A 12,930-nucleotide genomic window follows, 5' to 3' on the forward strand; every position below is an offset into this window, starting at 1 on the left:
CGGGTTCCGGCCCGCTGCACCCCGCCGCGCTTCACCCCGCGTACGCGGTCAGGCGGCCTTCCTGCTCGCAGACGGTGATCGCGCCGCCGAACACCGCCGACAACGGTTCGTTGCGCAGCAGTTCGTCGCGGGTGCCGTCGGCCAGTACACGGCCGTCGCGCAGCAGCACCACGCGCTCGATCTCGGGAATGATCTCTTCGATGTGGTGGGTCACCAGCACCAGGGTGATGCCCTGCTGCGCCAGCACCCGCATGGTCGCCACCAGCTGCTCGCGGGCGACCAGGTCCAGCCCGGTGGAGGGTTCGTCCAGCAGCAGTGCCTGCGGCCGGTTGACCAGCGCGCGGGCGATCAGCACGCGGCGGGTCTCGCCGGCGGACAGCTCGGCGTAAGCGCGTTCGCGCAGGGACACGGCGCCGGTCATCGCCAGCGTTTCGCCAACGCGCGCGCGCATGTCGGCGGTCACTTCGCGGAAGGCCGGCACCACGTAGCTGGCGAAGAATCCGGACAGCACCGCCTGTTCCACGGTCAGTCCGGGCATGTCGGCCAGGTTGCTGCTGAGGTCGCCGGTCACGATGCCCAGCTGCGAGCGCAGCCGGTCCACCTGCCAGCGGTTCTGGCCCAGCACCTTCACCGCCACCGAGCCGTCGCCCTGTGCCAGCGGGTACAGCTCGCGGGTGATCAGCTTGATGAACGTCGACTTGCCACAGCCGTTGGGGCCGAGCAGGGCGGTGTGCTGGCCCTGCGCGATGCGCAGGCTGAGCCCGTGCAGCACCTTCACCTGGCCCCGCACCACCGTGGCCCGGTCCAGTTCGATCAGCGGGGGCGTCTCCGCAGCGGGCGGCACGACAGGGGTGATGGCGCAGGCGCGCGGATCAAGGCTCGACAACTCGGGTCCCCAACTGTGAACGGTGCCACGGATGGCGATGCGATACATCGCCGCAGGGATGCAGTTTGCAACGCAAGCGCCCATCATGTCTGCCATCCCCGCATCGATCCGGAGAGCCGCCATGTCCGATGCCCTGATGTCCCTGTTGACCGGTGGAGCCCTCGGCCTGGGGTGGTGGGCCATGCTGGGGGTGCTGCTGGTCTTCACCCAGATCACCATCTTCTCGGTGACCCTCTACCTGCACCGCAGCCAGGCCCATCGCGGAGTCGATTTCCACCCGGCGCTGGCACACGTGTTCCGCTTCTGGCTGTGGTTGACCACGTCGATGATCACCCGCGAGTGGGTGGCCATCCACCGCAAGCACCACGCCAAGGTGGAGACCGAGGACGACCCGCACAGCCCGGTCACGCGCGGCATCGGCACGGTGTTCTGGCGGGGCGTGGAGCTGTACCGCGAAGCACGTGGCCTGCGTGCGGACATCGAGCAGTACGGGCGTGGCACGCCGGATGATGCGATCGAGCGCCACCTGTATACCCCGCACGCCACGTGGGGTCCGGTGCTGCTGCTGGTGATCAACAGTATTCTGTTCGGCCTGCCCGGCGTGGCCCTGTGGGCGATCCAGATGGCATGGATCCCGTTCTGGGCGGCCGGCGTGGTCAACGGATTGGGCCACTGGTGGGGTTACCGGAACTATGAGTCGGCCGATACCTCCACCAACCTCACGCCGTGGGGGGTCTGGATCGGTGGCGAGGAGCTGCACAACAACCATCATGCCTTCCCTAGTTCGGCGCGCTTTGCGATGCGCCGCTGGGAATTCGACATCGGCTGGAGTGCGATCCGCCTGCTGCAGGCGCTGCGCCTGGCGAAGGTGCTGCGGGTGGCGCCCGCCATGGACGTGCGCCCGAACATCGCCGTGCCCGATGCCGAAACCCTGAAGGCGCTGCTGTCACACCGGTTCCAGGCCATGACCGACTATCAGCGCAACGTGTTCATGCCGGCGCTGCGCGAAGAAGCCGTGCAGGCCGGAGCCAAGCTGCGCCGCCTGCTGCCGCGCCGCCTGCGCCGCGGCCTGGTCAACGATGGCCGGTGGCTGAAGCCGGACAGCCGCGCCCAGCTCAGCGAATGGGTAGCGCAGCGACCGCGCATCCGCACCCTGGTTGAATACCGTGGGCGGCTGGCGGTGCTGCTGGAAGCGCGCGGCCATGATGCGGCCGAGCGCCTGCACCAGCTGCAGGCCTGGTGCCGCGAGGCCGAGGAAAGCGGTATCGCGGCGTTGCAGGCCTATGCCGCGCGGTTGAAGGGCTACAGCCTGGTGGGCGCGTGAGGGCAGGGTACGGGCTTCTGCTGGCGGCGCTGCTGCCTGGCGCGGCGCTGGCCCAGGTCACCGACACCGCCAGCTATCTGCAGCGGATGGACAGCGATGGCGACGGCAAGGTCAGCGAGGCCGAGTACGTGCAGTGGATGCTGTATGCCTTCGACCGCATGGACCGCAATGGTGATGGCGTGCTGACGGCCGATGAGCTGCCTGGTGGCAAGGGCCGGGCGATCAGCCGCGAGCAGCAGCGTCAGGTGATCGTGCAACGTTTCCACAAGCAGGATGCCAACGGCGATGGCTTCCTGGATGCACGGGAGCTGGCCGCGCCGCCGCGCTAAAGATTCCGTGCGCGCTGCCGATGGTGGGTTCGACGCGATCCCGGGACACCGGTCGATGCGCACGGGTAAGGCGAGCTGGCATGTCGACCGCGATGGATCGCGGGAGGGGAAGGACATGGAAGGGATTGCAGTGCCATTGCGATGATCGATGCCGAAGGGAATCGCCTGCACTGGCCCGACACTTTCCAAGGATCCCCCATGAAATCGAACCATCCGCTGCTGGCGGCCGCGCTGCTCGGCAGCTTCGCCATCGCTGCGCCTGTGCTGGCCCATGAGCCGGCCCCGCCGATCCCGCCCGACAGCGCGACTGCTGCAGACGTGCCAGCGGTTGATGCCGCAGCCGCTACCGCGGTGGAAGACACTGCCGCCGTCACGACGCCCGTGGTGCCTGCCTGGGAGGGCCGGGTGCCGTTGAGCGTGAAGCTCCAGGTGGGGGCAGATGGCCAGCCGGTCGGCGACAAGATGCTGCGCCTGGTGCAACGTTCCGCCACCGGCAAGCTGGTGGCCGCGCAGGTTGCGGTGTCGCTGTTTTCCGGCACGCTCGGCGGTAGTTCGTTCAAGAAGGACCAGCTGAAGGGAACCCGGGTGGAGACCGTTCCGAACCCGGCCTTCGGTTACCTGCAGGACCAGGTGCGGCTGCGCCTGGCCGAGTACTTCACTGCGCACCCGGGCGCTGTGCCTGCAGAGGCACGTCCGGTCCAGATCACCGCCGATGGCTTCACCCTGATCTACAAGGAACTGGGCGATGCCGATACCCAGTACGAGCTGCGCCAGACCCAGCACGTCGGCTTCCCCTATACCCGCAAGCTGCTGCGCCTGGTGGGGGGTGAAGGCGTGCAGTGCCAGGTTGACGAGCCGGTGGCCGCGACGCTGGAAGCCTGGCAGGCCGACGACTACGCGTTGGTCAGGCAGACCGCCGAACGCTACAGCGACCAGTGCCTGGCCCGGTTCGTGGAGACGCTGCCGTCGCTGTTCCCGGATCGATCCGCTGCCGCGGCACCGGTCAAGGCGGACGCAGCGCGCGACGGCCAGGGCGCCTGATGCATCGCCGATGCCGGGGTTCATTCCCCGGCGTCGAGGGCCAGATGCCGGAGGCGATGCAGGGATAGAATCCCTGCATGCCTGAACTGCCCGAAGTCGAAACCACCCGTCGCGGCCTGGCGCCGCATCTGCAGGGCCGCCGCGTGCATGGCGTGATCCTGCGCCGCGCCGACCTGCGCTGGCCGATTCCGCCGGAAGTGGCCGAGCTGTTGCCGGGGCAGCGCATCGAGGACATCCGCCGGCGTGCCAAGTACCTGCTGCTGGATACCGCCGTCGGCAGCGCGGTGCTGCACCTGGGCATGTCCGGCAGCCTGCGCGTGTTGCCCGGGGATACCCCGCTGCGTGCACATGACCACGTGGACATCAGCCTGGACAATGGCCGCCTGCTGCGTTTCAACGATCCGCGCCGCTTTGGCAGCCTGCTCTGGCAGCCGGCGGGCGAGATCCACCCGCTGCTGCAGGGGCTGGGCCCGGAACCGCTGGACGATGCATTCGACGGCGACTACCTGTTTGCCCGCAGCCGTGGCCGCAGCGCGCCGGTGAAGACCTTCCTGATGGATCAGGCAGTGGTGGTGGGTGTGGGCAACATCTACGCCGCCGAAAGCCTGTTCAAGGCCGGCATCAGTCCGCTGCGCGAGGCAGGAAAGATCTCGCGCGAGCGCTACCAGCGGCTGGCCGATGCGGTGAAGGAGATCCTGGGCTACGCCATCACCCGTGGCGGCACCACCCTGCGCGATTTCATCAGCCCCGACGGCGCGCCGGGCTACTTCGAGCAGGAGCTGCTGGTCTACGGCCGTGATGGCCTACCGTGCCCGAACTGCGGCCGCGCGTTGAAGCACGCCACCATCGGCCAGCGCGCCAGTGTCTGGTGCAGCCACTGCCAGCGTTGATGCCGGCGGCCAGCGGCAGCTGAACGGGCAGGGGGCGTCTCCTCTGCCCGTTAACGTTTGTCTGCCTATCATGGCCGACCTTCCTCCCTGTGCCTGACGCGCCTGCATGCAACGACGCGACTTCATCCGCAATGCCTCCCTCGCCCTGGCTGCATTCGGCCTGCCGTCCCTGCCCGCATGCGCGGCCAGCAAGAGCGGCCAGATGGGCCTGCGCCGCCTCGGCCAGCCGCAGCCGTTCGACTTCGCCACCCTGAAGGGCCAGGCGCGCGCGCTGGCGCAGGCGCCCTACAAGAGCCACAAGCGGGTGCTGCCGGGCCGCCTGGAGGGACTGGACTGGGACCAGTACCAGTCGATCGGCTACCGCCAGGACCACGCGCTGTGGGCCGACCAGCCGGGCAAGTTCCAGGCCAAGTTCTTCCACCTGGGCCTGTACTTCCATTCGCCGGTTCGCATGTTCGATGTGGTCGACGGCAAGGCGCAGGAGCTGGCCTATGACGGTGCGGCGTTCAATTACGGCAAGAGCGGCATCAAGGACGGCGAGCTGCCGGCCGATCTGGGCTTCGCCGGTTTCCGTCTGAACACCCGCAAGGACACCGACCGCGATTTCGCGGCGTTCCTCGGCGCCAGCTACTTCCGCGCGGTCGGCAAGGAAGGCCAGTACGGCCAGTCCGCACGTGGCCTGGCGATCGACACCGGGATGGGCAAGCCGGAGGAATTCCCGGACTTCATCGCCTACTACCTGGAACAGCCGTCGGCCGATTCGGAGACGATCGTGGTCTACGGCCTGCTGGACTCGCCCAGCGTGGCCGGCGCCTACCGCTTCGCCATCACCAATGGTGATGTGCTGCTGATGGACATCGACAGCGCGCTGTACCCGCGCAAGGCGATCGAGCGGCTGGGCATCGCGCCGTGCACCAGCATGTACCAGGTGGGCGAGAACGATCGCCGCATGGGCTGGGACTGGCGCCCGGAGATCCACGATACCGACGGCCTGTCGTTGTGGACCGGCGCCGGCGAGTGGATCTGGCGGCCGCTGCTGAACCCGCGCAACCTGCGTTTCAACATGTTCGTGGACCGCAATCCGCGCGGTTTCGGTCTGCTGCAGCGTGATCGCGACTTCGATCACTACCAGGACGACGGCGTGTTCTACGAGAAGCGTCCGTGCCTGTGGGTGGAGCCGAAGGGTGAGTGGGGCGAAGGTTCGGTGCAGCTGGTGGAAATCCCCACCGTGGACGAGACCTTCGACAACATCGTCGCGTTCTGGAACCCGAAGGACAAGCCGCAGCCGGGCCAGGAACTGCTGATTGGCTACCGCCTGTTCTGGGGGGCCGAGCCGCCGGCACGGCCGCCGCTGGCGCACTGCGTGGCCAGCCGCACCGGTCTGGGCGGTGTGGTCGGCAAGAAGCGCGAGTATTTCAGCTGGCGCTTCGCGGTGGACTTCGAAGGTGGCGAGCTGGCCAGGCTGATCGACAAGGCCGAGGTCGAGGCGGTGGTGGAAGCCAGCCGTGGCCGGGTCGAGATCGTGTCGGCGCGTCCGCTGCGCGAGATCAACGGGTACCGCGCGATGTTCGACCTGGTGCCGCCGGAAGGCAGCACCGAGCAGATCGACATCCGCCTGTTCCTGCGCAGTGGCGGCAAGACTCTCACCGAGACCTGGCTGTACCAGTACACCCCGCCGCCGGCCGGCGCGCCGGAGCGCACGCTGTACTGAGGGGAGTGTGGGTTTGCAGGGCTGCGCCCTGCACCTGCCGAAGCCAGAGCAACGTCAACGTCAAAAGCCTGCATTCCGTGGGATGGCGGGGTGGGTCCGGTTGCGGGGGACGCCGTAGACCCGTCCCTGGGGGCTTGGCCGCGGCATCCATGCCGCGGACACCCCCGCAACCGGACCCATCCCGCCTTCGACAGATCTCCGCGATCTGCCGGAACAGCTCGTGGGGTCGGATCCGTTTTCCGGAGGAAAACGGATCCGACCCCAGGTCGATTTCGATATCTGACAGATGTGTCGACCAAGGTCGACACCCACCAACAGCTGCCGGAATCTGTCAGAGGTGGGGCGGTGTCGGAGTGCGGGGTGTCAGCCGCATGGATGCGGCTGCCAAGCTTACAGGGACGTACTTGCAGCGTCCCCGCACTCCGGCACCGCCCCGCCATCCCATGGAATGCCAGCTTTTGCTGTTGCCTCTGCAGGTGCAGGGCTGCAAGCCCTGCAAAAGACACCCCTTACAACGGCAGGGGCGCCTGCGCGGGATCGATCCGCCCTTCACCGCGGGTGATCTTCTTGAACTCGGCGCGGCTGACCGATACGTAGCGCTCGTTGCCACCGATTTCCACCTGCGGGCCATCCTGTACCGCGTGGCCATGCTCGTCCACACGCACCGTCATCGTGGCCTTCTTGCCGCTGTGGCAGATGGTCTTGATCTCCTGCATCTCGTCGGCCCAGGCCAGCAGGTACTGGCTGCCTTCGAACAGCTCGCCGCGGAAGTCGGTGCGCAGGCCATAGCACAGCACCGGAATGCGCAGCTGGTCGACCACCTCGCTGAGCTGCCAGACCTGGGCGCGGGTCAGGAACTGCGCCTCGTCCACCAGCACGCAGCCCATCGGGCCGTTGGCCGCCAGGTCCTGCTCGACCCAGCGCTGCAGGTCGGTATCGCGGTCGAAGGCCATGCCATCGGCGCGCAGGCCGATCCGCGAGGCCACCACCCCGGCGCCGGCGCGGTCATCCAGGCGCGGGGTCAGGATCGCCACCCGCATGCCGCGCTCGCGGTAGTTGTGCGCGCTCTGCAGCAGGGTGGTGGTCTTGCCGGCGTTCATCGCCGAATAGTAGAAATAGAGCTTGGCCATCGGCCAATTCTAGTCGCCCCCCGGCTCGCCGTCGCGGACCACGCTCGGCGTCCCGACGTCGACCTGGGGCGCCCGTGCCGGCCGCCAGTAGTTGTCCTGCAGGCACCAGTAGTCGGCGGCGCGCCAGTAACGGTTGTCGTAGACGATGCTTCCCGGTGTCGGAAGGCCCGCTTCACTGCCGCGGCGCTGGATCACGACCAGGCCCGGACCCACATGGCCGACACGGCTGCCGGTGATTCGCCGGCGCCCGTCCCACAGTGCCCGCTCCATGCGCGGCTTGGCCACGCGGTCGCCGTAGTCGGCATACACCTGCTGCCCGCGCGCGATCGCCTGAGCCTGCTGCGACTGATCCAGCCGCGCCCAGTAGAGTTCCCGCAGCATCAGGAAGTCGTGGTACATGCGCTCGGCAGCCAGGTCCATCCATACATAGGCCATCACCGGATCGGCGGCGGTGCCACTGCCCTGCTGGTACATCCGCGCCACCATCGCCTGCGAGAACTTGTCGGCATAGCGCGCCGAACGCCGGTAGTACTGCAGTGCCTTGGCGGGCTGCCCATCGCGCTCGGCGCGCTGTGCCAGGCTGCGCCAGAACAGATCCGGGTGGGCTTCGAAGAACCCGCCGGTGAGCACCGTGTCCGGGATCGGGCGGGGTTCCTCCACCGGACAATCGGACGCGCCGGCGGTGGCGGTGATCGACACGCCCAGCAGCAGGGCCGATGCAATGCGTAGTCCTTTCATGGCTACCCCCGCAGGCAATGGCCCGGGAACGAATGTCAGCGCGCCGGATCTTCGACGGTGTGCAACGGGCCGACTTCGACGCTATGGCCACGGTTGTGGTGCAGCCAGACCTGGTCCTGCAGGCACCAGTACGCGGCCGGATCCCAGTACGCATCGCGGTAATAGTCATCACCGGTAACCGGGCGATCAGCCTCCGGTCCTTCGCCCAGCGCCAACCGCAGCCCCGGATTGACGAAACCGGTACGGCTGCCGGTCATCGTGTTGCGCGCGGTCCGCAGCACGGTCTCCATGCGCGGCTTGGCCACGGCATCGCCGTACCGTGCGTACAGCGCAGGGCCCTCGGCAAGTACCCGTTGGCGCTGCGCCGCATCCAGCCGCTGCCAGTAGCGCTCGCGTTCGACCAGCAGGTCGCGGTAGCCGCGTTCGGCGGCCAGGTCCATCCAGATGTAGGCCAGCACCGGATCCGCTTCGATGCCGATGCCCTCCTGGTACATGCGTGCGACCAGCGACTGCGAGAACTTGTCGGCGTACAGGCTGGCGCGCTGGAATCGGAGCCGCGCCTGCGCTGGTTCGCCACGGCGCCAGGACAGCTGGCCCAGGTCACGCCAGTACAGGTCGGGATGGGCCTGCAGGAAGCCTTCGGTCAGCAATGCCGGCGGGATCGACGCCGCCGCGTCGGGCGTACAGGTGCTGGCACCCGCGCAGAACGGCGCCAGCAGTGCCAGCCCGAGGACGGTGAGGATGCGTGCGCGACGGGTCATCGCCCGGACCGGGCCAGTTCTTCGTCCTGCCACTGCCGGTAGGCCACCGGATCCCAATAGCGGGCCAGCTGGTGCTTCTCCGGCTGCAGCACGCGGGCCCCGGCATCGCCGCGGCCCTGGCTGCGCATGGCGCCGTTCCAGCCGGCGCGGCTGCCGGTCTGCTGCATGCTGCCGGCACGCAGTTCGCGTTCCAGCCGTGGATTGGCCATCGGGTCGCCGAATTCGGCGTACAGCGCGCGGCCTTCGCGCACAGCGCGCTCGCGTTCGGCCGGCGACAGCGCCTGCCAGTACCGCTCGCGCTGCACCACCAGCCATTCGGTGCCACGTTCGGCGGCCAGGTCCATCCACGCATAGCCGAGCGCGCGGTCGGCCGGGCCGCCCTGGCCGTTCCACCACATGTCGGCCAGAGCCGCCTGGGACAGCTTGTCGCCATAGCGTGCCGCATTGCGGAACTGGGTACGGGCTTCGTCGTCGCGGCCGCGTTCGCGGGCGGCGATGCCGAGACCGCGGAAACGCAGGTCCGGGTGGTAGACCAGGAACTCATGTGACTGCAGGACGATCGTTTCATAGGCGTCCGTGCCGGGTGCAGGATCGGCCCCGGCGGCGGGCACGGCCACCAGGCCGAGCAGGGCGGCCAGCAGCGATGGGACGACGATGTTCGACGACATGGACCACGCTCCTGTGTTCCGGTGCCGAATCAATACCTTACGTCGGGCCGCCACGCAAGTCAGGTGGGCCTGCCGACACCCCGCTACAATCCTGTCCCCATGCACGGTCTCAATCCTCCCCAAGCTGCTGCGATGCTGCACATCGAAGGTCCGCTGCTGGTGCTCGCCGGCGCCGGCAGTGGCAAGACGCGCGTGATCGTGGAAAAGATCGCCCACCTGATCGGCAGTGGCCGCTACCCGGCCCGTCGCATCGCGGCGATCACCTTCACCAACAAGTCGGCCAAGGAAATGCGCGAGCGTGTGGCCAAGCGCCTGCGCGAGCAGGACGCCGAAGAGGTGACGATCTGCACCTTCCATGCGCTGGGACTGAAATTCCTGCAGATCGAGCACGCCGCTGTGGGCCTGAAGCGCGGTTTCTCGATCTTTGACGCCGACGATGCCGCCGCACAGATCAAGGACCTGATGTACGGGGCCAAACCCGATGACATCGAGGACATGAAGAACCTGGTGTCGCGCGCCAAGAACGCCGGCCTGTCGCCCGAACAGGCAATGGCGGCCGCACGCAGCAACCGCGAGAAGGAAGCGGCCAGTGTCTACGAGCGCTACCAGCTGCGCCTGACCGCATTCAACGCGGTCGACTTCGACGACCTGATCCGCTTGCCGGTGCAGATCCTGGAAGAAAACCCGGAGATCGCCCTGGCCTGGCGCGAGCGTATCGGCTACCTGCTGGTGGACGAATGCCAGGACACCAACGATGCGCAGTACCGGCTGCTCAAGCAGCTGGCCGGTGAGAAGGGCAACTTCACCTGCGTGGGCGACGATGACCAGTCGATCTACGCCTGGCGCGGCGCCAACCCGGAAAACCTGCAGCAGATGGGGCGTGACTACCCCGCACTGGAGATCATCAAGCTGGAGCAGAACTACCGCTGCTCCAACCGTGTGCTGCGCGCGGCCAATGCGCTGATCGCCAACAATCCGCACGAGCACCTGAAGAAGCTGTGGAGCGACCAGGCCGACGGCGAGCGCATCCGCGTGTGGGAATGCCGCAACAGCGAGCATGAAGCGGAGAAGGTTGCGTCCGAGATCGCCTTCGTGGCGCAGTCGCGCAATGTGCCGTGGAGCGATTTCTGCATCCTGTTCCGTGGCAATTTCCAGTCGCGCCCGCTGGAAAAGGCGATGCAGCTGCTGCGCATCCCGTACCACCTGACTGGCGGCACCATGTTCCTGGAGCGCCAGGAAGTGAAGGACACGCTGGCCTGGTTGCGGCTGCTGGTGAACCCGGATGACGACACCGCGTTCATGCGAGCGGTGCAGTCGCCCAAGCGCGATGTCGGTGCCGGCACGCTGGCCAAGCTGGCCGAGCTGGCGCAGGAAAAGGACATGCCGATGGCGCAGGCGGCCGAGGCGATCGGCGCGCTGCAGCAGCTGCCGCCGCGTGCGGCCAACAGCCTGGCACGCTTCACCGACATCCTGCGCGACCTGCGATCGCAGACGCGGCAGATCAGCTCCGGCGACATGATCCGCAAGGTGGCCAAGGAATCGGGTCTGCTCAGCGAACTGCGCCAGCAGGCCAAGGAAGAAGCCAGTTACCAGCGCCGCGCCAACAACATCGAGGAACTGGCGCAGTGGTTCGAGGGGGGCCCGCGCGGTGCCACCGCAGCCGATCTGGCCGGTCAGCTGGCGCTGCTGTCGCGCAGCGACAAGGACGAGGGCGGCAACCAGGTGCGCATGATGACCATGCATGCCTCCAAGGGCCTGGAATTCCCGTATGTGTTCATTGTCGGCTGCGAGGACGGCGTGCTGCCGCACCAGGTCAGCCTGGACGAGGGCAACCTGCAGGAAGAACGGCGCCTGCTGTACGTGGGCATCACCCGCGCCAAGATCCAGTTGTGGATGAGCTACAGCAAGCTGACCCGCAAGTTCGGCGAGCATGTGCGGTTGAAGCCGAGCCGGTTCTTCGAGGAGATTCCGGCCGAAGAGATCCAGCGCGATGGTGCGGATCCGGTGGCGGATGCGGCGCGCAAGAAGGAACGGGCGACGGCGGGGCTGGCGGCGATCGAGGCGCTGTTCGACTGACCGGGGTCAGAGCCCTTCGCTCCGCGAAGGGATCCGACCCCAGCACACGGCTCTACAATCGGGGCATCCCAGCAGAGGCTTACCCGTGCATCCCATCGAAAGCGAACGTCTGCGCCTGCGCCGGATCGACCCGGAGCGCGATGCCGGGAAGATGCTGGCGCTGTTGAATGATCCGGGCTTCGTGCGCTTCATCGGCGATCGTGGCGTGCGTACCGAAGCGGAGGCACGCGATTACGCGGCGATCCGGGTGCTGCCGATGTACGCCCTGCATGGCTATGGCATGTATGCCATCGAGCGGCTGGCCGACGGTGCCTGGCTGGGCAATGCCGGGCTGGTGCGGCGTGATGGCCTGCCAGGGCCGGATATCGGCTACGCGGTGCTGTCGGAATTCGCCGGGCACGGCTATGCCGGTGAGGCGGCGCGGGCGGTGTTCGCGCACGCACGCGGAGCGTTGGGTCTGCACGATCTGTACGGCATCACCGACCTGGACAATGAGGTGTCCGGGAAGATCCTGCTGGGCCTGGGCATGCAGGTGCGCGGCGTCGTCCAGTTGCCGGGTGTGGACAGCCCCAGCCGGTTGTATGCCACGCCCGGCGCGGCAGCGGTCTGATCATGGTGGGTGCCGACCGTTGGTCGGCACTGCATGGAAATCGTGCCGACCAACGGTCGGCACCTACCCCTTCAGCCGCGCAGTTCGGCCAGCTGTGCCTGCAGCTTGGCCACGGCCGCTTCCAGCTGGGCCACGCGTTCAGCCAGGCCCGGGTCGGCGGCGTCGCTGCCGCCGCCACTGCCGGCGAACTTCGCCGCCAGCGCCGCAGCGTCCACTTCACCGCACAGCAGATGCATGTAGCGGTCCTCGCGCTGGCCGCTGGCGCGCGGCAGCACCAGCAGCAGGCCACGCTGCTGCAGGCGCTCGATGGCGTGGCGGGCTTCGTCGGTGTCGGCGAAGCGGTACAGGCGCTCGCTGCGCGTGATCAGCTCGCCCAGGGTCTGCGGCCCACGCAACAGCAGCATCGCCAGCAGCACGGTCTGCTGCCGGGTCAGGTCCAGCGCAGCCTGCAGGCGGTGCTCGTAGCGGTCGGCGCGCGAGGAGAAGTGCTGGCGTGCCAGCCCCAGTTTCTCCAGCTGGCGCAGTGCGTGCTGCACGCTGCCGGCGTCGACGTTCATCACCGGCTCGCGGGCGGTCTTCTGGTTGGCCGCCGACTGCGCGGCATTGACCGTCAGCGGATAGGTATCCGGGGTGGTCGCCTCCTTTTCCACCAGGCAGCCCATCAGGCGGGCCTGTACGGCGTCGAGCAGGGGGACGTCGGGGGTCTGGGTGGAATCGGTCATGGCGGCCTCCGGAAGGGCAACGGGTCAACCGTCAAGCATAGCCG

Annotated in this window: 13 protein-coding genes; 7 read left to right on the plus strand and 6 right to left on the minus strand. The window is 67.8% G+C overall.

Annotation, left to right across the window (positions count from 1 at the left end; translation table 11 throughout):
- Positions 1-31 precede the first annotated feature (31 nt).
- Positions 32-817: an ABC transporter ATP-binding protein gene (locus tag ABH900_RS11485; RefSeq protein ID WP_429623132.1), complete on the minus strand. Its 786-nt coding sequence runs from the start codon at positions 815-817 to the stop codon at positions 32-34.
- Positions 818-1,007: 190 nt separating this feature from the next.
- On the opposite strand from ABH900_RS11485, the gene ABH900_RS11490 reads away from it, so the two are divergent.
- From ABH900_RS11490 to ABH900_RS11510, 5 genes are all read left to right on the plus strand, one after another.
- Entirely contained in the window at positions 1,008-2,210 is a 1,203-nt protein-coding gene (locus ABH900_RS11490; protein WP_429622972.1) for a DesA family fatty acid desaturase, read from the plus strand.
- Positions 2,207-2,539, plus strand: coding sequence for an EF-hand domain-containing protein (locus ABH900_RS11495; protein ID WP_429622973.1), 333 nt, complete (start codon positions 2,207-2,209; stop codon positions 2,537-2,539). Before ABH900_RS11490 ends, ABH900_RS11495 begins: the two co-directional genes overlap by 4 nt.
- Positions 2,540-2,737: 198 nt before the next feature.
- Complete coding sequence (locus tag ABH900_RS11500; RefSeq protein WP_429622974.1) at positions 2,738-3,580, plus strand: hypothetical protein; 843 nt, start codon at positions 2,738-2,740, stop codon at positions 3,578-3,580.
- A 77-nt stretch (positions 3,581-3,657) separates the two neighbouring features.
- On the plus strand, positions 3,658-4,470 hold the full coding sequence (gene mutM, locus ABH900_RS11505) for a bifunctional DNA-formamidopyrimidine glycosylase/DNA-(apurinic or apyrimidinic site) lyase (protein ID WP_429622975.1): 813 nt from the start codon (positions 3,658-3,660) through the stop codon (positions 4,468-4,470).
- 106 nt (positions 4,471-4,576) lie between these two features.
- Entirely contained in the window at positions 4,577-6,181 is a 1,605-nt protein-coding gene (locus ABH900_RS11510) for a glucan biosynthesis protein (protein WP_429622976.1), read from the plus strand.
- Between the two features lie 509 nt (positions 6,182-6,690).
- Here ABH900_RS11510 and ABH900_RS11515 read toward each other — a convergent pair.
- The 4 genes from ABH900_RS11515 to ABH900_RS11530 are packed head-to-tail and all read right to left on the minus strand — an operon-like array spanning position 6,691 to position 9,478.
- Positions 6,691-7,311 carry a thymidine kinase gene (locus tag ABH900_RS11515; protein WP_005421101.1) on the minus strand — a complete coding sequence of 207 codons (621 nt, stop codon included), beginning with the start codon at positions 7,309-7,311 and terminating at the stop codon, positions 6,691-6,693.
- Between the two features lie 9 nt (positions 7,312-7,320).
- On the minus strand, positions 7,321-8,049 hold the full coding sequence (locus ABH900_RS11520; RefSeq protein ID WP_429622977.1) for a sel1 repeat family protein: 729 nt from the start codon (positions 8,047-8,049) through the stop codon (positions 7,321-7,323).
- Between the two features lie 35 nt (positions 8,050-8,084).
- On the minus strand, positions 8,085-8,810 hold the full coding sequence (locus ABH900_RS11525) for a hypothetical protein (protein ID WP_429622978.1): 726 nt from the start codon (positions 8,808-8,810) through the stop codon (positions 8,085-8,087).
- Positions 8,807-9,478: a hypothetical protein gene (locus ABH900_RS11530; RefSeq protein WP_429622979.1), complete on the minus strand. Its 672-nt coding sequence runs from the start codon at positions 9,476-9,478 to the stop codon at positions 8,807-8,809. Before ABH900_RS11530 ends, ABH900_RS11525 begins: the two co-directional genes overlap by 4 nt.
- Before the next feature lie 99 nt (positions 9,479-9,577).
- On the opposite strand from ABH900_RS11530, the gene ABH900_RS11535 reads away from it, so the two are divergent.
- A complete protein-coding gene (locus ABH900_RS11535) occupies positions 9,578-11,554 on the plus strand; it encodes a UvrD-helicase domain-containing protein (RefSeq protein WP_429622980.1) in 1,977 nt (658 codons plus the stop codon).
- Positions 11,555-11,639: 85 nt separating this feature from the next.
- Positions 11,640-12,164: a GNAT family N-acetyltransferase gene (locus tag ABH900_RS11540; protein WP_429622981.1), complete on the plus strand. Its 525-nt coding sequence runs from the start codon at positions 11,640-11,642 to the stop codon at positions 12,162-12,164.
- 71 nt (positions 12,165-12,235) lie between these two features.
- Here the strand turns inward: ABH900_RS11540 and ABH900_RS11545 are convergent, their stop codons facing one another.
- Positions 12,236-12,886, minus strand: coding sequence for a YceH family protein (locus ABH900_RS11545; RefSeq protein WP_429622982.1), 651 nt, complete (start codon positions 12,884-12,886; stop codon positions 12,236-12,238).
- Between the last annotated feature and the right edge of the window lie 44 nt (positions 12,887-12,930).

It is taken from the genome of Stenotrophomonas sp. AN71 (assembly GCF_050435725.1).
Classification (GTDB): domain Bacteria; phylum Pseudomonadota; class Gammaproteobacteria; order Xanthomonadales; family Xanthomonadaceae; genus Stenotrophomonas.

Coding starts and splice junctions, on each gene's coding strand:
- ABH900_RS11510 (WP_429622976.1), top strand. CDS start 4,577: ATGCAACGACGCGACTTCATCCGCAATGCCTCCCTCGCCCTGGCTGCA.
- ABH900_RS11535 (WP_429622980.1), top strand. CDS start 9,578: ATGCACGGTCTCAATCCTCCCCAAGCTGCTGCGATGCTGCACATCGAA.
- ABH900_RS11490 (WP_429622972.1), top strand. CDS start 1,008: ATGTCCGATGCCCTGATGTCCCTGTTGACCGGTGGAGCCCTCGGCCTG.
- ABH900_RS11520 (WP_429622977.1), bottom strand. CDS start 8,049: ATGAAAGGACTACGCATTGCATCGGCCCTGCTGCTGGGCGTGTCGATC.
- mutM (WP_429622975.1), top strand. CDS start 3,658: ATGCCTGAACTGCCCGAAGTCGAAACCACCCGTCGCGGCCTGGCGCCG.
- ABH900_RS11525 (WP_429622978.1), bottom strand. CDS start 8,810: ATGACCCGTCGCGCACGCATCCTCACCGTCCTCGGGCTGGCACTGCTG.
- ABH900_RS11500 (WP_429622974.1), top strand. CDS start 2,738: ATGAAATCGAACCATCCGCTGCTGGCGGCCGCGCTGCTCGGCAGCTTC.
- ABH900_RS11545 (WP_429622982.1), bottom strand. CDS start 12,886: ATGACCGATTCCACCCAGACCCCCGACGTCCCCCTGCTCGACGCCGTA.
- ABH900_RS11530 (WP_429622979.1), bottom strand. CDS start 9,478: ATGTCGTCGAACATCGTCGTCCCATCGCTGCTGGCCGCCCTGCTCGGC.
- ABH900_RS11515 (WP_005421101.1), bottom strand. CDS start 7,311: ATGGCCAAGCTCTATTTCTACTATTCGGCGATGAACGCCGGCAAGACC.